Raw genomic sequence first — 19,937 nt, 5'->3', positions numbered from 1 at the left:
GGGACAAGGAGAGAGATGCGGTTCATCAGAGCGAAGGCAGTGGTCGCCGGGCTCGGCCTGGCGTTGAGCATGGCCGCCTGCGGCGACGCGGGCGACGACGACGACGGCGGCAGCGACGTCGAGGTCAAGGAGAACGCCGCGGACGAGTTCGACGACGGCACGCGCATGAAGGAGCTCGCCGAGGCCGGCAAGGTCACGGTCGGCGTGAAGTACGACCAGCCGGGCCTCGGCTTCAAGGGCGCCACCGACGACATCCCGAGCGGGTTCGACGTCGAGGTCGCCAAGCTGCTGGTCGCCGACCTGGGCATCGATCCCGAGGACACGTCCGCGGTCACCTACCAGGAGACGATCTCCGACAACCGCGAGCCGTTCCTCCAGCAGGGGAAGGTCGACCTGGTGCTGGCGTCGTACTCCATCACCGACGACCGCCGGAAGGTGGTGGGGCAGACCGGCCCGTACTTCCTCACCGGGCAGCAGCTGCTCGTCCCCGCCGACAGCGACGTCGAGAGCATCGCGGACCTGGCCGGGCAGGAGGTCTGCTCGGTGACGGGGTCGACCTCCATCGACCGGATCAACGAGCAGGGCGCCAAGGGCGTCGGCTTCGACAGCTACTCCGAGTGCGTCCAGAAGGTGCTCGACGGCACGGTGCCGGCGATGTCGACCGACGGCTCGATCCTCGCCGGCTACGCCGCGCAGAACGAGGGCCAGCTGAAGGTCGTCGGCGAGGAGTTCTCCGAGGAGCGGATCGGGGTCGGATACAGCCTCGACCACCCGGAGATGTGCGAGTGGATCAACGACGTCCTGGAGGAGTCCTTCGAGGACGGCTCGTGGGCGGACGCGTTCGAGAAGACGCTCGGCCCGTCGGGCATCGAGACCCCGGACCCGCCGGAGCTCGACGCCTGCCCCGCGGCCTGACCTGCTGACGTCTCGGGCGGCGCGGCTGCGCGCCGCCCGAGTCGTCTCGTCCGGGAGGAGCGAGCTTGGAAGCCGTCTTCGACAACGTCGATGCCTACCTCAAGGCGTTCGGCTACACGCTGGCGCTGTTCCTCGTGTCCGGGGTCCTGTCGATGGTCCTGGGCACGTTCCTGGTCGCCCTGCGGGTCGGCCCGATCGCCGTGCTGCGCTGGGCCGGCGCCACCTACGTGACGCTGGTCCGCAACACCCCGCTGGTCATCGTGTTCGCGTTCTTCTCCTTCGCGGCTCCGACCCTCGGCATCAGGTTCACCTGGCTCGACGTGCACATCGACGACTACGACTTCACCGCGCTGTTCGGCGCCGCGGTCGCCTCGCTGACCCTCTACACCTCGAGCTTCGTGTGCGAGGCGCTGCGGGCGGGCGTCAACGCGGTGCCGCTCGGCCAGGCCGAAGCCGCCCGCGCGATCGGCCTGCCCTTCAGCGGGGTCATGTCCCAGGTGGTGCTGCCTCAGGCGCTCCGCGCCTCGCTGCCACCGCTGGCCAGCGTCCAGATCGCGCTGATCAAGAACACCTCGGTCGCCGCCGTGTTCGGCGTCGCCGAGGCCACCGCGCAGATGCGCGGCTTCACCAACGACTTCTCCTCCCAGCGGCTGGGCATCTTCGTCGCCTTCGCGATCGGCTACATCGTGATCGTCGAGGTCGTCTCCCTCCTCTCGGCCTCGCTGGAGAGGCGCTGGAGGGCGGCCACGTGAGGACCAGCGTGCTCTTCGACGCGCCCGGGCCACGCACCGTCCGGCGGCACCGCCTCTACAGCCTCGTGGCGCTCGTCGCCCTCCTCGGCGTGCTGGCCTTCGTCGTCAAGCGGTTCTATGACGCCGGCCAGTTCGAGGGCGACAAGTGGGAGGTGTTCGTCACCCCCGACTACGTGCGGGTGATCTTGGTCGACGGGTTGCTGAACACCCTGAAGATGGCGGCGGTGGCGATCGTCGGGGCCACCGTGCTCGGCGCCGCCCTGGGCGTGGCCAAGCTCTCCGACCACGCGGTCGTGAGGTGGCCGGCCTGGCTCGTCGTCGAGTTCTTCCGCGCCGTGCCCGTGCTGCTCCTGATGGTCTTCACGTGGTACTTCATCGGCATCAACCGCGACGGCGGGTCGTTCTGGGCGGTCGTGATCGCGCTGACCCTCTACAACGGCTCGGTGCTCGCCGAGGTCCTGCGCGCCGGCGTCAACGCCGTCCCGAAGGGGCAGGGCGAGGCGGCGTACGCGATCGGGATGCGCAAGGCGCAGGTGATGAACATCGTGCTGCTGCCGCAGGCGGTCAAGATCATGCTGCCGGCGATCATCAGCCAGTGCATCGTGGCGCTGAAGGACACCGCGCTCGGCCAGTACGTCGTGGCCCCCGGACTGACCCGGATCTACAAGGAGATCTACCTCGAGTTCAACAACCGGGTGCCGACGATGATCGTCATCGCCTCTCTCTACATCATCGTCAACCTGCTGCTCACCGCGCTGGCCACGTGGGCGCAGAAGAGGTTCGTCGGCGAGAAGAAGCCCCTCGAGGTGAGCCTGGTCGGCAACCTCGAAGGCGGGCGGAATGCTTGACGACCTCGCCAGGTGGTCAGGTGGTCAGGGCGCGCCGGTGAGGGCCGCGGCCATCCGCCCGACGATCTCGGTCAGCCGGTCGGGCGAGGTCGCGATGTTGAGCCGCACGTGCCTGGGCAGCCCCGGCCAGTAGCTCTCGCCCGGCGAGACCTGCACGCCGCCGCGGAGGATCACCGCGGCCGGGTCGTCGTGCCCGTAGGCACGCAGGTCGAGCCAGGCCAGGTAGGTCGCCTCCAGCTGCCGCATCCGCGCCTCGGGCAGGTGCTCGGCCAGCAGGCGTCCGAGGAGCGCCCGCTGCTGGTCGAGCCGCTCGACGAGATCGGCCAGCCACGCGTCGCCCTCGTCGTACGCCGCGACGGAGGCGACGACGCCGAGCGAGCCCCACGAGTCGTTCTGAGCCATCGGGATCGCGACCAGCCGGTCGCGGGTCGCGTCGTCGCCGGTCACGATCTGCGCGCACTTGAGGCCGGGGATGTTGAAGGCCTTCGACGCCGCCACCACCGCGACGGCGTGGTCGGCCGTGCCCTCCAGCGACAGGTAGGAGACGTGCTCGGCGCCGGGCAGCACGAGCGGTCCGTGGATCTCGTCGGAGACGACCCGGCCGCCGTGCCGGGTCACCACGTCGCGGATGCCCTCGAGCTCCGCGCGGGTGTGCACGTGGCCGCCGGGGTTGTGCGGCTGGGTGAGCAGCAGCGTGCGCGCCCCGCGCGCGAACAGGCGGTCGAGCGCGTCGAGGTCGACCACGTAGGAGTCACCGTCGGGGTCCACCGGCAGGTCCCACTGCTCGCGGCCGGTGACCTGGGCAAGGCCGTGCTGCGGGTCGTACGCCGGCAGCGGCAGCACCATCGGCGCCCGCTCGCTCAGCACCTCCAGCGCGACGCGCACACCGACGGTCACGTCGGCCGTCGGCAGTACTCGGTCGGCCGGCACGTCCGTGCCGAAGTGGCGCCGCGCGAACCCGGCGTACGCCTCCCCGATCGGTCCGCCGGCCCGCACGAACGCCGGGTAGCCGACCTCGCCGCGCTCGACCGCGTCGCGCAGCGCGGCCCCGACCGGCTCCGCCACCGCGTAGTCCATCTCGGCCACCCAGGCCGGGATCACGCCCGGCTCGACGGTGCCCCACTTGAGCACCAGGGCCGCGCGGGCCTCGTCGTCGGTCAGGTCGCGGATGAGGGTCACCCGCTCATCCTGCCCGGCGCGTCCAGCGCGTGTGAGGCAGACTCGTCGCATGGACGCGAGCTGGCGAGAGGCGATCACCGCGACCCGGCACTGCCTGACCGGCTGCGCGATCGGCGAGGTCCTCGGCATGGTGGTCGCGACCGGCGCCGGATGGGGCGACGCGGCCAGCATCGCGGTCTCGGTGGTGCTCGCGTTCTTCTTCGGCTACCTGCTCACCTTCAGCGGCCAGCGCCGGGCCGGGGTGGCGCTCGGGCCGGCGGTGCGGATCGCGCTGGCCGCCGACACCGTCTCGATCCTCGTGATGGAGGTGGTCGACAACGGCATCCTCGTCGGCTGGCCCTCGGCCATGGAGGCGGGCCTGGGCGACGTGCTGTTCTGGGGGTCGCTGGCGGTGTCGCTCGCGGTCGCGTTCGTGGTCACGGTGCCGGTCAACCGGGCGATGATCGCCCGGGGTCTCGGCCACGCGAGGGCGCACGCCGCCCATGCGGGGCACGGCTCCGGGCACGGCCCAGGACATGGCTCCGGGCACGGCGGTCACCACGAACCGTGATCGGCTCGTGACCGGTGCGTGCGGGTCAGCCCTTGCCGGATGACGAGGACGCGACGACGGCGCCTGGCTTCGCTGACTGATCGTGAACAGGACGTGCCGGCCTGTGCCCCCCGAGAATCACCCTCGAAAAGTAGTCGATCGGTGGATGCGCCACCATCCCCAAAGGAGGGGTGTTTCGGGCCGTCTCACCCGCGATCCGGTCGCGCGGGGGCGGCACCCGCCCGTCTGACATGCTCCCGGGCATGATCGAGCTGGGGCAGGGGACCGGCCCGCTGCGGGGCGTGAAGGTGGTCGAGATCGCCGGGATCGGCCCCGGGCCGCACGCGTGCATGATCCTGGCCGACCTCGGGGCCGACGTGATCCGGGTGGAGCGGCCCGGCGGGCAGCTGCTCTCCGGGGGCGCCACGATGCTGCTCAACCGCGGCCGCCCGAGCGTCGCGCTCGACCTCAAGCAGCCGGAGGCGGCGGCCACCGTGCTCGAGCTGGTCAAGGACGCCGACGTGCTCGTGGAGGGCATGCGCCCCGGCGTGGCCGAGCGGCTCGGCATCGGGCCCGAGCAGTGCCACGCGGTCAACCCGCGGCTGATCTACGGCCGGATGACCGGCTGGGGTCAGGACGGGCCGCTCGCCCAGGCCGCCGGCCACGACCTCAACTACATCTCGGTGGCGGGTGCGCTGTTCGGCATGGGGCAGACGCCGGAGCGGCCGCAGTTCCCCGCCAACCTGGTCGGTGACTTCGGCGGCGGCTCGACGTACCTCGTCATCGGCCTGCTGGCCGCGCTGCTCGAGGCGCGCGTGTCGGGCGAGGGCCAGGTCGTGGACGCCGCGATCGTCGACGGCACCGCGCACCTCAACGCGATGACGTGGGCGTTCCTCGCCGGCGGCGGCTACCAGGAGCGCCGCGGGGCGAACCTGCTCGACGGCGGGGTGCCCTACTACGACGTCTACGAGACCGCGGACGGCAAGCACGTGTCGGTCGGTGCGCTCGAGCCGCAGTTCTACGCCACGCTGATCGCCATGCTCGGCCTCGAGGGGGTCGCGCCCGGGCAGGCCGACCTGGACCGCTACGACGAGCTGCGCGTCCTGCTCACCGACACCTTCCGGCAGAAGACGCAGGCGGAGTGGGTCGCGCTGTTCGAGGGCACCGACGCCTGCGTCGCCGGCGTGGTCCCGGCGAGCGAGGCGCCGTCGCACCCGCACCTCGAGGCGCGCGCGACGTTCGTCGAGCACGAGGGGGTCGTGCAGCCGCAGCCCGCGCCGCGGTTCTCCCGCACCCCGGCGTCGCTGTCCCTGCCGCCCTCGCCGGCGGCGGGCACGCACACCCGGGAGGCCCTGACCGCCTGGGGCATCGCCGACGTCGACGGCCTCATCGAGCGCGGCGTCGCGGTCCAGGCGACGCCGGGGCAGTGAAGCCGTTCCTGTTCCTGGGCATCCGCGCCCAGGACGCCGCGGCGGACGACGAGTACGCCGCGGTGCTGCGCTGCGCCGGCCTCGACGAGCGCGACGTCCGCCGCGTGCGGATGGAGCGCGACGTCCTCGGGCCGGTCGACCTCGACGACTGGTCGGGGATCGTGATCGGCGGCGGGCCGTGGAACGTCAGCGACCCCGACGACCTCAAGGACGACGACCAGCGCCGCGGGGAGGCCCGGCTCCGCGACCTGGCGGTGCAGGTCGTCGCCGCGGACTTCCCGACCCTGGGCGCGTGCTACGGCATCGGCACCCTCGGCACGCTGGCCGGCGGCGTCGTCGACCGGCAGTGGTCCGAGCCGATCGGCGCGGTGACCGTCACGCTCACGCCCGAGGGCCGGGCCGACCCGCTCCTCGGCGAGCTGCCGGCGACGTTCGACGCGTTCCTCGGGCACAAGGAGGCGGTCTCCACGCTGCCGCGCGGCGCCGTGCTCCTGGCGTCGTCCCCGACCTGCCCCGTGCAGGCCTTCCGCCTCGGCGAGCGCGTCTACGCGACCCAGTTCCATCCCGAGCTCGACGTCACGGGGCTGGTCACCCGCATCGAGACCTACCGCGACTTCGGCTACTTCGAGCCCGGCGAGGGCGAGGAGCTGATCCGGCTGGCCCGCGCCGCCGTCGTCACCGAACCGCCCCGGATCCTCGCCAGGTTCGTCGAGCTGTTCGGGCGCGGTTGAGCTCGCCGCGGCGGACGTTTTCAGCGCGATTGCGCTGGATCGGTCTTGTTTCACGCGTGAAACAGCGCGAAATCGGCGCGATTGCGCTGGATTGGTCTTATCGGAGACTTGGTTGCGACGTCGTGTCGCGGATAGTTTGAACGCCGTGAGCACCCCCGAGCACGTCGACGTGCTGATCGTCGGAGCCGGGCTGTCCGGCATCGGCGCAGCCTGCCAGCTGCGTACTCACCTGCCGACGAAGTCCGTCGCGGTGCTGGAGGCGCGCGAGGCGAGCGGCGGCACGTGGGACCTGTTCCGCTACCCGGGCATCCGCTCCGACTCCGACATGTTCACCTTCGGCTACAGCTGGCGGCCTTGGCCCGGCGACCGCGCGCTCGCCGACGGGCCGTCGATCCTGGCCTACCTCCGCACGGTCGCGGAGGAGTACGGCGTCGACGAGCTGATCCGCTACCGGCACAAGGTGGTCCGCGCGAGCTGGGACTCCGCGACCGCGCGGTGGACCGTCGAGATCGACCACGACGGGACGCCGGTCACGATGACCGCGAGCTTCCTGTGGGGCTGCGCGGGCTACTACGACTACGAGGAGCCGTACGCGCCGGAGTTCGCCGGCACCGAGAGCTTCGAGGGCACGATCGTGCACCCGCAGCACTGGCCCGAGGACCTCGACCACACGGGGAAGAGGGTCGTCGTGATCGGCAGCGGCGCCACGGCGATCACGCTGGTTCCCGCCCTGGCCGAGACCGCCGGGCACGTGACGATGCTGCAGCGCTCGCCGACCTACGTCGTGTCCCGGCCGGCCCACGACCGGCTCGCGACGCGGCTGCGGAGGCTGCCGACGAGGTGGTCCTACCCGGTGGTGAGGTGGGCCAACATCCTCAGCGGCATGGCGACGTTCCAGCTCGCGCGCCGGCGCCCGCGGTTCGTCAAGGGCTTCGTGCTCAAGGCCGCCCGCGCGCAGCTGCCGGACACCATCGACGCCGACGTCCACTTCAAGCCGCGCTACAACCCGTGGGACCAACGGTTCTGCGTGGTGCCGGACGGCGACCTGTTCCGCGCCCTGCGCAAGGGCCGGGCGTCGGTCGTCACCGACACGATCGACCGCTTCACCCCGCGCGGCATCACGCTGTCCTCCGGCGAGGAGCTCGAGGCCGACCTCGTCGTCACGGCGACGGGGTTCCAGGTGCTCGCCTTCGGCGGCATCGAGGTCGTCGTCGACGGCGAGGTCGTGGACGCCGGGCGGCGGATGGCCTACAAGGCGATGATGCTCGACGGCGTCCCCAACTTCGCGTTCACGATCGGCTACACCAACGCGTCGTGGACGCTCAAGGCCGACTTGATCTCGGCGTACGTCGTCCGGCTCCTGCGCCACCTCGACGAGACCGGCGCGCGCTCGGCGGTGCCGGTCCGGCCGCCGGACGTCGAGGAGCAGCCGATCATGGACTTCACCTCCGGCTACGTGCTGCGCGCGCTGGACAAGCTGCCCAAGCAGGGGGACCGCGAGCCGTGGCGGCTGCGCCAGAACTACGTCGCCGACCTGCGCACCATCAAGCGGGCTCCGATCGACGACGGCGTGCTGGCCTTCGACACCGTGCCGGCGCCGGAGGGTGACCCGACTCTCACCGCCGTTTGACGGAGGCCCCGATCGGAGACCGGGCAGGCACCGCAAACCATGGAGGTGCACGATGGGTTTCGACGACAAGGTCGACAACAAGACAGATGACCTCAAGGGCCGTGCCAAAGAGGCCGCCGGCTCCGTCACCGGTGACGACGACCTGAAGCACGAGGGTCGCGCCGACCAGGCCGAGTCCTCGGTCAAGCAGGCCGGCGAGAAGGCCAAGGACGCCGTCGGCGACCTGAAGGACGCCGTCAAGAAGTAGTACGCAAGATCACGCGCCCGCGATGCGGGCTCGGACGGGCCGCTCTGCCACACTGGTGGGAGCGGCCCGTTCACGTCTTGCCCCGGGCCAGCCCCCGCTCTCGAAACCTCGAGCACGCGGCCGGGCCACCACAGAACGAAACCTCTGGTGAGACACCACCATCGAGAGTGATCTCCCTTGTCTTCTGCTCCGTCCTCTGCACGCACCCCTCTGACCTTCGCCGACCTCGGCGTCGCCTCGTCCCTCGCCGGCGTCCTCGCCGAGCGCGGGATCACCACACCCACCCCGATCCAGGCCGCGACGCTGGCCGACTCGCTCGCCGGGCGTGACCTCCTCGGTCGCGGCCGCACCGGCTCCGGCAAGACCTACGCCTTCCTGCTGCCGCTGGTCGCGCGGCTCAGCGAGTCCGCCCGGCCGCGCCGCGCGGGCCGCCCGCGCGCCCTCGTGCTGGCCCCGACCCGCGAGCTCGTCGGCCAGATCGACCAGGCCCTGATACCGCTCGCCGCGACGGCAGGCCTCACCACCCGCACCGTCTTCGGCGGCGTCGGCCAGCACCCCCAGGTCCAGGGGCTGCGCCGGGGCGTCGACATCGTCCTGGCCTGCCCGGGCCGGCTCGAGGACCTCATCCAGCAGGGCCACTGCGACCTCGGCGACGTCGAGATCACCGTGCTCGACGAGGCCGACCACATGGCGGACCTCGGGTTCCTGCCCGCCGTACGCCGCCTGCTCGCCGCGACGCCGAAGAGCGGCCAGCGGCTGCTCTTCTCGGCCACGCTCGACAAGGGCGTCAACGTGCTGGTCAAGCAGTTCCTCCAGCAGCCGGTGACCCACGAGGCCGACTCGGCGCAGACGCCGGTCGCCGCGATGGACCACCACGTGCTGCACGTGGCCCGCGAGCACCGCGTGCCCGTGCTCGTCGACCTGACGAGTGCGCCCGGCCGGACCGTCGTCTTCACCCGCACCAAGCACGGCGCGAAGGCGCTCGCCCGCCAGCTCAACCGCAGCGGCGTGCCGACCGTCGAGCTGCACGGCAACCTCAGCCAGGGCGCCCGCACCCGCAACATGGACGCCTTCCACGAGGGCCGCGCCTCGACGCTGGTCGCCACCGACATCGCCGCGCGCGGCATCCACGTCGACGACGTCACGCTCGTCGTGCACGCCGACCCGCCGGCCGAGCACAAGGCCTACCTGCACCGCTCGGGCCGCACGGCACGGGCCGGCGCCGCCGGCACGGTCGTCACGCTGATGACCCAGGAGCAGGTGCGCGACGTCCGCGACCTGACCCGCGCGGCCGGCATCGAGCCGACCATCACCCGCATCGACGGACCGCGGCACCCGGTGCTCGTCGAGCTCGCCCCGGGCGAGCGGGTCCTCGTGGCCGGCGGGCTCGGGGTCACCGCCGAGGAGCCCGAGCGTCGTTCCGGCGGCGGGCGCAACCGCGGCCGCTCCGGCGGCCAGCCGCGCTCCGGTGGCGGGCAGCCGCGCTCGGGCGGCGGGCAGCCGCGCTCGGGCGGGGGCCAGTCCCGCTCGGGCGGAGGCCAGTCCCGCTCGGGCGGCAACCGGCGCCGCCGCGGGGGCCAGGGTGCGTCGGCCGGGTCATCCGGGTCGTCCTCGTCCTCGTCGACGGGTCGCTCGCACACCGCGGCGTCGTTCAGCTCCGGCCGCCGCTGAGGCACTTCCTAGGATCGGCACGATGAACCAGCTGCGGGCGTGGGTGCGCCGGGCGCTGTGGGACGTCGTGCCCCGCGACCACCGCCAGGACCCCGACGGCCTGCGCCGGCGCCAGTGGGTGACGGCAGGTTTCGTGGTCCTGGGCGCCGTGGTGCTGGGATTCTCGCTGCGCATCGACCCCGGCAGCGACTGGTTCTACCCCGCGACGCTCGGGCTGGCCGCGGTCTGGGCCGTCGGCGCGCTCGCGTCGGGGCCGCTGCACCTGGGCCGGATCGCGTTCCGCGCGGGCCTCGCGCGGCCGGTGGTCACGCCGATCGTGCTGGGGCTCGGCCTGGCAGCGGTCTTCGTCGCCGGCGCGTTCCTGGTGCGCACGATCGACGCGCTCGACGGGCTCGAGGGCCAGGTCGTCAAGGTCGTCGACTACGCCGACCAGGGGTCGATGCTGCTGCTGGTCGTGATCACCGCCGTCAACGGCGTGGCCGAGGAGCTGTTCTTCCGCGGCGCGGCGTACGCCGCCATCACCCGCCACCCGGTGCTCTGGACGACGCTCGCCTACGGCGTCGCGACCGCCGCCACCGGCAACGTGATGCTGGCCTTCGCCGCCGTGCTGCTCGGGCTCCTCGTCGGCCTCGAGCGCCGGGCCAGCGGCGGCATCCTCGCCCCGATCCTGACCCACTGCACCTGGTCGCTCACCATGCTGTTCGCGCTCCCGGCCGTGTTCGCCTGAGTCGTCGGCCTCCGAGCCGCCAAGACCGATTCAGCGCATTCGCGCCGGTTCTGCTCGGTTTCACGCGTGAAACGCGACCGATCGGGCGCGATTGCGCTGATTTGGCCTTACCACGGCCGGCGATCAGCGCTCGCGCTTCTCCTCGGCGATGGCCCGCTCGACGGCCTCGCGGTAGGACAGCGGCTCGCCCGGGACGATGTCCTGGATGGCGTAGTCCGTCTGCAGCACCTCGGTGCTCATCGAGTCGATGAGGTTGCTGGCGGTGGTCGAGTCGACGTTGGTGACCAGGCCGATCCACAGCGACGAGAGGCGTGGGGTCAGCACCGGCACGGTCACGATCGGGACCCGGCGGCCGTTGATGACCTCAGCGGCCTGCTGGAGCATCTCGACGTAGGTCAGCCGGTCGGCGCCGCCGAGCTCGTAGACCTGGCCGAAGGTCTTCTCCACGCCGATGACGCCGATGAGGTAGCGGGTCACGTCGTCGATCGAGATCGGCTGGGTCCGGGTGTCGGCCCATCGGGGGACCACCATCGCGGGCAGGTTCTTCACCAGCTGGCGGGTCATCTCCCACGAGATGCCGCCGGCGCCGACCACGATCGCGGCGCGCAGCACGGTGACCGGCACGCCCGACGTGCCGAGCAGCTTCTCGACCTCGCGCCGCGAGCGCAGGTGCGGCGACAGCTGGTCGGCGTCCTTGCCGAGCCCGCCCATGTAGACGATCTGCCGCACGCCGCTCGCCGCCGCGGCGAGCCCGAACCCCCGCGCCGCCTCGGCGTCCTTGCGCTCGAAGTCGTTGTCGTCGAGCGAGTGCACGAGGTAGACCGCGACGTCGACGCCCTCCATCGGCCCGGCCAGCGTGCCGGGGTCGAAGACGTCGCCCTCGACCGGGTCGGCCGGGCCGGCGTAGTCGTCGGGCCGCCGGGTCATCGCCTTGACCGTGTGCCCCTCGTCGACGAGGGCGCGCACCAGCCGGCTGCCGATGAAGCCGGTCGCACCGGTCACCAGCACCGTGAGCTGCTCACCGGCGGAGGACTGAGTCATCGGGCAGATCCTAGGGACACGGATACAGGTACCCGGTCACCGGCTGCGTCGAGCGATTCCCTCGCGCTTGGTCTCGTCCATCCCCGCTTCGTACGCCGAGACGAGGGCCGCGATCGAGAGCGGCTTGATCTTCTCGACGACCTGCCGCACGGTCTCGGGTGAGGCGCCCTGGTCGCGGTAGACCGGCCAGACCAGGGTGCGGAACACGTCGTAGAGCTCCTTGGCGACCTCGCGGCCGTGCCGGGCGTACATATCCGCGGCGGCCAGCGCGGCCTCGACCGGGAACCCGAGGTCGAGCAGGCCCAGGCCGACGGAGAGCTGCGAGACCGCCACCTGGTACTGGCCGCGCTTGAGCGGGAACACCACGCCGAGCGCGGCGAGCGTGCGCAGCTCGTCGTCGGACAGGTCGCGCCCGGCGCGGGCCGACAGCTCCGCGCGCGACATCTCGATCGGGCGCTCGACGTCCCACGGCGCCAGCATCGTGCGGGCCAGCGCGAGGTCCTCGGGCGTCGCGTCGGCCGGGATGCCGGCGACGTACTTCTCGATCGCCGAGAGCGTGAACCCGTGGCTCTGGAGCTCCTGCACCAGCTCGAGGCGGCCGACGTGGTCGCGGGAGTAGTAGCCCGACCGGCCCTTGCGGATCGGCGGCGGCACCAGCCCGCGCGAGGTGTAGAACCGCACGTTGCGCACGCTCATGCCGACCCGCTCGCAGAGCTCGTCGAGCGTCAGCAGCTTGTCGTCGTCCACGAGCCTCCTCGTCCGGGTGAGTCAGGCCACATGGGCGGCCCTGTTGATCGTGACACTAATGGTGTCACAATCGGCGACATGGCATCTGGGCTGGCATCCGGGCAGGAAGCGTTCGTCTACGACCACCTCCGCACCCCTCGTGGCAAGGGCAAGGCAGCGGGCTCGCTGCACGAGGTGAAGCCGGTGGACCTGGTGGTCGGCCTCATCGACGAGCTGCGGGAGCGCAACCCCAGCCTCGACACCGACCGCATCGACGACGTCGTGCTCGGCGTCGTCTCGCCGGTCGGCGACCAGGGCGGTGACATCGCGAAGACCGCAGCGCTCGCCGCCGGGCTCCCGGAGACGACCGCGGGCGTCCAGCTCAACCGCTTCTGCGCCTCCGGCCTCGAGGCCGTCAACCAGGCCGCGTCGCGGGTGCGGGGCGGCTTCGAGCAGCTGATCCTCGCCGGCGGCGTCGAGTCGATGAGCCGGGTGCCGATGGGCTCCGACGGCGGTGCGTGGGCGTCCGACCCGGCGACCGCGCTCAAGACCGGCTTCGTGCCGCAGGGCATCGGCGCCGACCTCATCGCCACGATCGAGGGCTGGACCCGCGACGACGTCGACGCCTTCGCCGCCGAGTCCAACCACCGCGCCGCCAAGGCGTGGGCGAACGGCTACTTCGACAAGTCGGTCATCCCGGTCAAGGACCTCAACGGCGTGACCGTGCTCGACCACGACGAGCTGATCCGCCCCGACACGACGCCCGAGGGGCTGGCCGCTCTCAAGCCGAGCTTCGCGCAGATCGGCGCCGACGCGGGCTTCGACGACGTGGCACTCGAGAAGTACCACTGGGTCGAGAAGATCGACCACGTCCACCACGCCGGCAACTCCTCGGGCATCGTCGACGGGTCCGCCCTCGTCGCGATCGGCAGCGAGCAGGTCGGGAACGACCTCGGGCTCACCCCCCGCGCCCGGATCATCGCCGCTGCCGTCTCCGGCGCCGACCCGACGATCATGCTGACCGGCCCCGCGCCGGCCGCGCGCAAGGCGCTCGCCGTCGCCGGTCTCGAGACCAAGGACATCGACCTCTTCGAGATCAACGAGGCCTTCGCCGCCGTCGCGATGCGGTTCATGCGCGACATGGGCATCACCGCGGAGATCACCAACGTCAACGGCGGGGCCATCGCCATGGGCCACCCGCTCGGCGCCACCGGCGCGATGATCCTCGGCACCCTCATCGACGAGCTCGAGCGGCGCGACCTCAAGCGCGGCCTCGCGACGCTCTGCGTCGGCGGCGGCATGGGCATCGCCACCATCGTGGAACTGGTCTGACGCACGTTCCTGCACCGGCTCGCGAGGCTTCGAGGCTCGTCGCTGGCGCTCCTCGCACCTCAGCCACCGAGAACGAAGGATTCACATGAGCACCGCGACCACCGACCAGCAGAGCGCCGTGCGCTACGAGCAGGACGCCGACGGCATCGTCACGCTGACCCTCGACGACCCGACCGCCAGCGCCAACACGATGAACGAGCTCTACATCGACGCGATGGCCGCCGCGGTCGACCGGCTGTACGCCGATGCCGACTCCGTGACGGGCGTCGTGGTGACGAGCGCGAAGAAGACGTTCTTCGCCGGCGCGAACCTCCACGAGATGGTCAAGGCGACGCCGGCCGACGCGCAGTCGGTCTTCGAGCTCGCCGAGCGCGTGAAGGCCGCGCTGCGCCGGCTCGAGACGTTCCCCCAGCCCGTGGTCGCCGCGATCAACGGCGCCGCACTCGGCGGCGGCTTCGAGATCGCGCTGGCGTGCAACCACCGCGTCGCCGTCGACGGCCGGTTCGAGGTGGGCCTCCCCGAGGCGAGCCTCGGCCTGCTGCCCGGCGGCGGTGGCGTCACCCGCATCGTCCGCCTGCTCGGGATCCAGAGCGGGCTGATGGACGTGCTGCTCCAGGGCAGCACGTTCAAGCCTGCACAGGCGAAGGAGAAGGGCCTCGTCGACGAGGTCGTCGCCACCCAGGACGAGCTGGTCCCGGCCGCCAAGGCCTGGATCAAGGCCAACCCCGACGCCGCGCAGAACCCGTGGGACGCCCCCGGCTACAAGATGCCCGGCGGCTCCCCGAAGTCGCCCGCGCTGGCGGCGTTCCTGCCGGCGTTCCCCGCCCTGCTCCGCAAGCAGCTCAAGGGTGCCGACTTCCCCGCGCAGCGGGCGATCCTCTCGGCGGCGGTCGAGGGCGCGCAGGTCGACTTCGACACCGCGAGCCGGATCGAGTCGCGCTACCTGACCAACCTCGTGGTCCACCAGGGCTCGAAGAACATGATCCAGGCGTTCTTCTTCGACCTGCAGGCGATCAACGCCGGCAAGCTGCGCCCGCAGGGCATCGAGCCCTGGCAGGCCACGAAGGTCGGCGTGCTCGGCGCGGGGATGATGGGCGCCGGCATCGCCTACGTCTGCGCGCGGGCCGGCATGCAGGTCGTGCTCAAGGACGTCGCCGTCGAGAACGCCGAGAAGGGCAGGTCCTACTCCGAGAAGCTGCTCGACAAGGCGATCAGCCGCGGGCGGTCGACCGAGGAGAAGAAGGCCGAGCTGCTCGGCCGGATCACCGCGACCGCCGACCCCGCCGACCTCGCCGGCTGCGACCTCGTCATCGAGGCCGTCTTCGAGGACCCGTCGCTCAAGCACCAGGTGTTCGCCGAGATCGCGCCGTACGTCACTGGTCACGAGAGGGGCGACGCGCTGCTCTGCTCCAACACGAGCACGCTGCCCATCACCGAGCTCGCGACCGGCGTCGACCGGCCCAAGGACTTCATCGGCCTGCACTTCTTCAGCCCGGTCGACAAGATGCCGCTGGTCGAGATCATCAAGGGCGCGGAGACCTCCGACGAGGCGCTGGCCAAGGCCTACGACGTCGTCCAGCAGATCAAGAAGACGCCGATCGTCGTCAACGACAGCCGCGGGTTCTACACCTCGCGCGTCATCGGCTTCATGGTCAACGAGGGCATGGCGATGCTCGCCGAGGGCGTGCACCCCTACTCGATCGAGCGGGCCACCACCCAGGCCGGCTACCCGGCGCCGGTGCTGCAGCTCTCCGACGAGCTCAACCTCGAGCTGATGGCCAAGATCGCCAAGGCGACCCGCGAGGCGGCCGAGCGCGAGGGCAAGGAGTACGGCCATCCCGGCACCGCCGTCGTCGACACCATGCTCGAGGCCGGCCGCGCCGGCCGGCTCCGCGGCGCCGGCTTCTACGACTACGACGAGAACGGCGCCCGCGGGTCGATCTGGCCCGGCCTGGCCGAGCTGTTCCCGGTCGCGGAGCAGCAGATCCCGTTGCGCGACATCAAGGACCGGATGCTGTTCGCCGAGGCGCTCGAGACCGCGAAGTGCTTCGAGGAGGGCGTCATCGAGTCCGCCGCGGCGGCCAACATCGGCTCGATCATGGGCATCGGCTTCCCGCCCATGACCGGTGGCGCCGCGCAGTTCATGACCGGCTACCAGGACCCCGAGGACCCCGAGGGCCCGATCGGGCTGGCGGCGTTCCTCGAGCGTGCCGACGAGCTGGCCGAGACCTACGGCGAGCGCTTCCGGGCCACGCCGTGGCTGCGCGACCTGGCCGCCAAGGGCGAGGGCTTCCCGGCCTGAGGCCGGGCCTCACCGACTGGGGTAGCTCACCGTTACATCCGCTCGCCGACCGTCCTGACGGCTGGAAAGCGGACGTAACGGTGAGTTACCTGCGGCGGCGGGCGGCGGGCGGCGGCGGCGGGCAGTGGCGGCGGGCAGTGGCGGGCGGCGGCCGGGTCGATGGTCAGCGCGGGCTCTCGAACCACGGCTGACGCAGGTCGTGGAACGACGCGCCCTGCATGGCCCACTCGAACTCGCCGGCGACCTCCGGGGGAGGCGGCGTCGCCTCGCCACGGCGGGCGCTGTCCTCGTCGGTGAACGCCACCGTCTCGGTGAAGGTGCCGTCCGCCTCGATCGCCAGCGTCGCGCCGAGGATGTCGGGCCGCATCTGGTGCAGGGCCTCGGGGTCGGAGCTCAGGAGGGCACGCAACCGCGCGGGGTCGTCGACCTTGCCGCGGATGATCTGGACGAACCCCGCGTCGTCGGACCCGCCGTCGAAGAGGACCGAGACGTCGTCGGAGTCGTGGAACTCGACCGGCCCGTCGACCAGGGCGGCCATCCGTTCGGCGAACGCGCTGGTCTCCGGGCGCGCCGAGTTGGCCATCGCCGAGTCTCGGTCGGTGAACCTGATGACCCCGAAGAAGAGGTCGTCGTCGGTGAAGCCGTAGGTGCCACCCAGCCACCCGTCGGCGTCCGGGCCGCTCCGCTCCGCCCACTCGTCGGCCAGCGCCCGCAGCTCGTCGTGACGGGTGCACCTGGCCTGCATGACCTGGATGAACATGGGTGGACCTCCTGTCGCTGGATCTATCGACGCTAGAACTCCCCTCCGGCGAGGTCCATAGCGAGATCGGGTCGTCCTTTCGGCCAGATTTCCCGGCCGGTCCGGGCGAACTTGGCGAATCTCCGGCGCCCGGCCGAGTGCGCAGGGAGGATTTGGTCGTGATCAGCCGCGAAGCCGTCGTCGACGTCCGGAGCCTCCACGTGCGCTTCGGCGAGGTCGAGGCCGTCGCGGGCGTCGACCTGACGGCGTACGCCGGGCACGCGACCGCGCTGCTGGGCCGCAACGGCGCCGGGAAGTCCACCACCATGCGCGTCCTCGCCGGCGTCGTCCCGCCCACGGCCGGCAGCGCCGTCGTCGCCGGTCACGACGTGCGCACCGAGACGCTCGCGGTCAAGCGCGCGGTCGGCTACTGCCCCGACGTGGGCGGCCTGGTGCCGCGCGCGACTCCGTGGGAGCACCTCCAGCTGTCCGCGCGCCTGCGCCGGCTCGACGGCTGGGAGGAGCGGGCCCGCGACCTGCTCGAGCGCTTCGAGCTCGGCGACGTGGCGCACCGGGTCACCAGCGGCTTCTCCCACGGCATGGGCCGGCGGCTCTCGGTCTGCCTGGCCGCGCTGCACGACCCCGAGGTGCTCCTGCTCGACGAGCCCTTCGACGGCGTCGACCCCATCGGGGTCGAGGCGACGTTCGACGTCATCAACGACGCGCGCGCCCGGGGGGCCTGCGTGCTGGTCTCCACCCACCTGCGCGAGCTGGCCGTCGAGGCCTGCACGTCGGTGCTGGTCCTGCGCGGCGGTGCCCAGGTCGCCACCGCCACCGCGGGTGAGATGTCCGGCGAGGAGGGGGCTCGTGCCTACCGCAGCCTCCTGGACTGACCTGCGGCCCCGGGAGGTACGCCGCGCGGTCGCCGACGTCGCCCACCTCGTCGACTTCCGCACCACGACGGTCCGCCGCCCGCGCGCGTTCGCGCTCGGTGCCGCGGTGTTCGTCGGCCTGACCGTCGCGGCCGCGACGCTCCCGGCGTTCGTCAGCGGTGCCGGCAGCTCGAAGGGCTACGCCCTCGATGCCGTCCTGCTCATCCCGACGGCGATGGCCGGGTTCATGGTCCTCGCGATCGCCTCGGCGGTCGCGTCGGGCGGCGGCCGCGAGCTGCTGCACCGCGAGCACGCCGTGATCCACCCGGTGAGCCCGACGACGGACCACCTCGGCGCGCTCCTGCTCGCCCCTCTCAACATCGCGTGGCTGCTGCAGGCGTGGATCCTGATCGGCGTCACGGCGTACGGCGTCGAACGGCGCTCGCTCGTAGCGGCCGAGATCGGGATCGTGATCTGGATCCTCGCGGCGACCGCGGTCGGTCAGGTCGTGGCCTGGACCGTCGAGGCCGTCCGGCGCACGTCGCACGGCATCGCGATCATCCGGTGCGTCGGCGTCGCGCTGGCCGGCGTCGCCGTGCTGCTCCAGCTGACCCACCACACGGTCGGCATCCTCGACTCGCTCAAGACGCGCTGGATCGTCGTCGGCTACGTCGACGGCTTCCGGATGCGCTGGGTCGAGTCGATCGCGGTCGAGCTCCTGCTCCTGGTGGTCGCGGTCGTGCTGGGCGCCGTCCCGGCCCACCTCGCCGCCCGGCGCGCGCCGCGCGACGAGCTGCGCGTCGAGAGCGGCAACCACCCGGCACGCCGCCTGCCCCGCTCGGCCCTCGCGATGCTGGTCCGGCTGGACCGGGCGTCGGTCTGGCGGGCCGTGCCGATGCGCCGCGGCCTCGCCGTGCTCGCGGTCGGCCCGGGCGTCGTCGCCCTCGCTGGCAACCTCACCTGGCCCCAGATGACGATCCTCCCGGGCCTGGTGGCCTCGGGTGGTGCGCTGCTGTTCGGCGTCAACGCGTGGTGCCTCGACGGCCGCGGCGCCCTGTGGCGGGAGAGCGTGCCCGTCGGCCCCGGCACCGTCTTCGCGGCGCGCGCCTGGGTGCTGACCGAGTTCCTGCTGGTGGCGTCGTTCGTGACGATGGTGCTGGCCGGCCTGCGCGCGGGGCTGCCGAGCACCTCGGAGCTGCTCGCGCTGCTGTGCACGTGGGTGGTCGTCGTGCTGCAGGTCATCACCTCGGCGATGCGGTGGTCGTCGCGGCGCCCGTTCGCGGTCGACCTGCGGTCGGCGCGGGCCACTCCGGCGCCGCCCCTGGTGATGGTCGGCTACTCGACCAAGCTCGCGGTCACCACCACGCTGACCAGCCTGGTCTTCTCCGGGCTGGCGCGGGTGCCGCACCCCGAGGTGTCCGTGCTGGTCGCCGCGCCGTTCGTCGTGTGGTCGCTGGTCCGGCTCCTGCACGCCCGCGACGCCTGGACCGACCCGGTCGAGCGGGCCAGAGTTGTGACGACCGTCGCGGGATGACGACTGATGTGGGGAGACTGACTCGATGGGCGTGCTGATGCTGGTCCGGCACGGACAGGCGTCGTTCGGCAGCGAGGACTACGACGTCCTCTCGTCGCGCGGCGTCCGGCAGAGCCGCAAGGTGGCGGAGGCGCTCTCGGCGTACGGCGTCTCGCCGACCAACCTGATCCACGGCGGCATGCGCCGCCAGCGCGAGACCGCCGAGCAGATGCTCAACGGCGCCGCGGCGTGGGAGGTCCCGCTGGAGGAGGACGAGCGCTGGCGCGAGCTCGACCACCTCGCGGTGATGGAGGCCTACCCCACCCTGAGCGACGTCGACCGGGAGCTGCTGCGCAGCGGCCGGATGGAGCTGCGGCCCTTCCACGAGCTCTACACCAAGGCCACCGCCCGCTGGGCGTCCGGCGCCTACGACTCCGACTACCCCGAGTCGTTCGCCGAGTTCATCGGCCGGGTGCGCGACGGCATCGGCCGGGCCGCACGGATGGCGGGCGAGCGGCGTACGGCGGTCGTGGTCACCTCCGGCGGTCCGATCGCGGCCGCCTGCGCGATGCTCACCGAGGTCGGTGAGGAGCCGCGGCTGCTGGCCGCGGCCTGGGCGCGCTTCAACGCCGTGATGGTCAACGTCTCGGTCACCCGCATCGTGGTCGGGTCGACCGGCGCCCGGCTGCTCACCTTCAACGAGCACTCCTGGCTCGACCGCGAGCTCGTCACCTACCGCTGAGCCACCGCCGC

General features: G+C 72.1%; 19 protein-coding genes. 15 read left to right on the top strand and 4 right to left on the bottom strand.

From position 1 onward, the window contains the following. Window positions 1-15 precede the first annotated feature (15 nt). The 3 genes from G514_RS0123210 (at window position 16) to G514_RS0123200 (ending at window position 2,515) form a co-directional block, all read left to right on the top strand. A complete protein-coding gene (locus tag G514_RS0123210) occupies window positions 16-915 on the top strand; it encodes a glutamate ABC transporter substrate-binding protein (RefSeq protein WP_028653695.1) in 900 nt (299 codons plus the stop codon). Between the two features lie 65 nt (window positions 916-980). Further along, window positions 981-1,667: an amino acid ABC transporter permease gene (locus G514_RS0123205; protein ID WP_028653694.1), complete on the top strand. Its 687-nt coding sequence runs from the start codon at window positions 981-983 to the stop codon at window positions 1,665-1,667. Continuing rightward, a complete protein-coding gene (locus tag G514_RS0123200) occupies window positions 1,664-2,515 on the top strand; it encodes an amino acid ABC transporter permease (protein WP_028653693.1) in 852 nt (283 codons plus the stop codon). Before G514_RS0123205 ends, G514_RS0123200 begins: the two co-directional genes overlap by 4 nt. A gap of 24 nt (window positions 2,516-2,539) precedes the next feature. On the opposite strand, the gene G514_RS0123195 is transcribed toward G514_RS0123200, so the two are convergent. After that, window positions 2,540-3,694: a MalY/PatB family protein gene (locus tag G514_RS0123195; RefSeq protein WP_028653692.1), complete on the bottom strand. Its 1,155-nt coding sequence runs from the start codon at window positions 3,692-3,694 to the stop codon at window positions 2,540-2,542. A gap of 49 nt (window positions 3,695-3,743) precedes the next feature. Between G514_RS0123195 and G514_RS0123190 the strand changes: the two genes are divergently transcribed. The 7 genes from G514_RS0123190 (at window position 3,744) to G514_RS0123155 (ending at window position 10,659) form a co-directional block, all read left to right on the top strand. Beyond that, window positions 3,744-4,244 carry a DUF4396 domain-containing protein gene (locus G514_RS0123190; RefSeq protein WP_028653691.1) on the top strand — a complete coding sequence of 167 codons (501 nt, stop codon included), beginning with the start codon at window positions 3,744-3,746 and terminating at the stop codon, window positions 4,242-4,244. Between the two features lie 242 nt (window positions 4,245-4,486). Next, window positions 4,487-5,653 carry a CaiB/BaiF CoA transferase family protein gene (locus tag G514_RS0123185; RefSeq protein ID WP_036566200.1) on the top strand — a complete coding sequence of 389 codons (1,167 nt, stop codon included), beginning with the start codon at window positions 4,487-4,489 and terminating at the stop codon, window positions 5,651-5,653. Next, complete coding sequence (locus tag G514_RS0123180) at window positions 5,650-6,384, top strand: glutamine amidotransferase (protein ID WP_028653689.1); 735 nt, start codon at window positions 5,650-5,652, stop codon at window positions 6,382-6,384. Before G514_RS0123185 ends, G514_RS0123180 begins: the two co-directional genes overlap by 4 nt. Window positions 6,385-6,529: 145 nt before the next feature. Next, window positions 6,530-8,014, top strand: coding sequence for a flavin-containing monooxygenase (locus tag G514_RS28590; protein WP_051248158.1), 1,485 nt, complete (start codon window positions 6,530-6,532; stop codon window positions 8,012-8,014). 52 nt (window positions 8,015-8,066) lie between these two features. After that, on the top strand, window positions 8,067-8,261 hold the full coding sequence (locus G514_RS0123170) for a CsbD family protein (RefSeq protein ID WP_028653688.1): 195 nt from the start codon (window positions 8,067-8,069) through the stop codon (window positions 8,259-8,261). A 177-nt stretch (window positions 8,262-8,438) separates the two neighbouring features. Continuing rightward, a complete protein-coding gene (locus G514_RS28585) occupies window positions 8,439-9,932 on the top strand; it encodes a DEAD/DEAH box helicase (RefSeq protein ID WP_051248156.1) in 1,494 nt (497 codons plus the stop codon). Between the two features lie 22 nt (window positions 9,933-9,954). Then, window positions 9,955-10,659 carry a CPBP family glutamic-type intramembrane protease gene (locus G514_RS0123155; RefSeq protein WP_028653687.1) on the top strand — a complete coding sequence of 235 codons (705 nt, stop codon included), beginning with the start codon at window positions 9,955-9,957 and terminating at the stop codon, window positions 10,657-10,659. A gap of 123 nt (window positions 10,660-10,782) precedes the next feature. Here the strand turns inward: G514_RS0123155 and G514_RS0123150 are convergent, their stop codons facing one another. Together G514_RS0123150 and G514_RS28580 are read right to left on the bottom strand one after the other, a co-directional pair. Next, the gene (locus G514_RS0123150; RefSeq protein WP_028653686.1) at window positions 10,783-11,700 is read right to left on the bottom strand and encodes an NAD(P)H-binding protein; all 918 of its coding nucleotides are present in this window, start codon (window positions 11,698-11,700) and stop codon (window positions 10,783-10,785) included. 36 nt (window positions 11,701-11,736) lie between these two features. After that, window positions 11,737-12,447 (bottom strand): MerR family transcriptional regulator, encoded by a 711-nt coding sequence (locus tag G514_RS28580; protein ID WP_036566162.1) that lies wholly within the window; start codon window positions 12,445-12,447, stop codon window positions 11,737-11,739. A 78-nt stretch (window positions 12,448-12,525) separates the two neighbouring features. Between G514_RS28580 and G514_RS0123140 the strand changes: the two genes are divergently transcribed. Beyond that, on the top strand, window positions 12,526-13,758 hold the full coding sequence (locus tag G514_RS0123140; protein WP_036566159.1) for an acetyl-CoA C-acetyltransferase: 1,233 nt from the start codon (window positions 12,526-12,528) through the stop codon (window positions 13,756-13,758). Between the two features lie 85 nt (window positions 13,759-13,843). Continuing rightward, window positions 13,844-16,060, top strand: a complete 2,217-nt coding sequence (locus G514_RS0123135; protein ID WP_036566157.1) for a 3-hydroxyacyl-CoA dehydrogenase NAD-binding domain-containing protein — start codon at window positions 13,844-13,846, stop codon at window positions 16,058-16,060. Window positions 16,061-16,223: 163 nt separating this feature from the next. On the opposite strand, the gene G514_RS0123130 is transcribed toward G514_RS0123135, so the two are convergent. After that, window positions 16,224-16,820 (bottom strand): hypothetical protein, encoded by a 597-nt coding sequence (locus tag G514_RS0123130; RefSeq protein WP_028653683.1) that lies wholly within the window; start codon window positions 16,818-16,820, stop codon window positions 16,224-16,226. A gap of 158 nt (window positions 16,821-16,978) precedes the next feature. On the opposite strand from G514_RS0123130, the gene G514_RS0123125 reads away from it, so the two are divergent. From G514_RS0123125 to G514_RS0123115, 3 genes are read left to right on the top strand one after another with little or no spacing between them, the layout of a single operon-like run. After that, on the top strand, window positions 16,979-17,692 hold the full coding sequence (locus G514_RS0123125; protein ID WP_036566155.1) for an ABC transporter ATP-binding protein: 714 nt from the start codon (window positions 16,979-16,981) through the stop codon (window positions 17,690-17,692). After that, window positions 17,667-19,205: a hypothetical protein gene (locus G514_RS0123120; RefSeq protein ID WP_028653681.1), complete on the top strand. Its 1,539-nt coding sequence runs from the start codon at window positions 17,667-17,669 to the stop codon at window positions 19,203-19,205. Before G514_RS0123125 ends, G514_RS0123120 begins: the two co-directional genes overlap by 26 nt. 25 nt (window positions 19,206-19,230) lie before the next feature. Beyond that, window positions 19,231-19,926: a histidine phosphatase family protein gene (locus tag G514_RS0123115; RefSeq protein ID WP_028653680.1), complete on the top strand. Its 696-nt coding sequence runs from the start codon at window positions 19,231-19,233 to the stop codon at window positions 19,924-19,926. Window positions 19,927-19,937 lie beyond the last annotated feature (11 nt).

It is taken from the genome of Nocardioides halotolerans DSM 19273, from assembly GCF_000422805.1.
In the GTDB taxonomy this organism is placed as follows: Bacteria; Actinomycetota; Actinomycetes; order Propionibacteriales; family Nocardioidaceae; genus Nocardioides; species Nocardioides halotolerans.
Note: the sequence above shows the minus strand (reverse complement) of the source record. Positions and strands in the feature narration are given on the sequence as shown.

Coding starts and splice junctions, on each gene's coding strand:
- G514_RS0123170 (WP_028653688.1), top strand. CDS start 8,067: ATGGGTTTCGACGACAAGGTCGACAACAAGACAGATGACCTCAAGGGC.
- G514_RS0123140 (WP_036566159.1), top strand. CDS start 12,526: ATGGCATCTGGGCTGGCATCCGGGCAGGAAGCGTTCGTCTACGACCAC.
- G514_RS0123130 (WP_028653683.1), bottom strand. CDS start 16,820: ATGTTCATCCAGGTCATGCAGGCCAGGTGCACCCGTCACGACGAGCTG.
- G514_RS0123150 (WP_028653686.1), bottom strand. CDS start 11,700: ATGACTCAGTCCTCCGCCGGTGAGCAGCTCACGGTGCTGGTGACCGGT.
- G514_RS0123190 (WP_028653691.1), top strand. CDS start 3,744: ATGGACGCGAGCTGGCGAGAGGCGATCACCGCGACCCGGCACTGCCTG.
- G514_RS0123210 (WP_028653695.1), top strand. CDS start 16: ATGCGGTTCATCAGAGCGAAGGCAGTGGTCGCCGGGCTCGGCCTGGCG.
- G514_RS0123115 (WP_028653680.1), top strand. CDS start 19,231: ATGGGCGTGCTGATGCTGGTCCGGCACGGACAGGCGTCGTTCGGCAGC.
- G514_RS0123135 (WP_036566157.1), top strand. CDS start 13,844: ATGAGCACCGCGACCACCGACCAGCAGAGCGCCGTGCGCTACGAGCAG.
- G514_RS0123155 (WP_028653687.1), top strand. CDS start 9,955: ATGAACCAGCTGCGGGCGTGGGTGCGCCGGGCGCTGTGGGACGTCGTG.
- G514_RS0123185 (WP_036566200.1), top strand. CDS start 4,487: ATGATCGAGCTGGGGCAGGGGACCGGCCCGCTGCGGGGCGTGAAGGTG.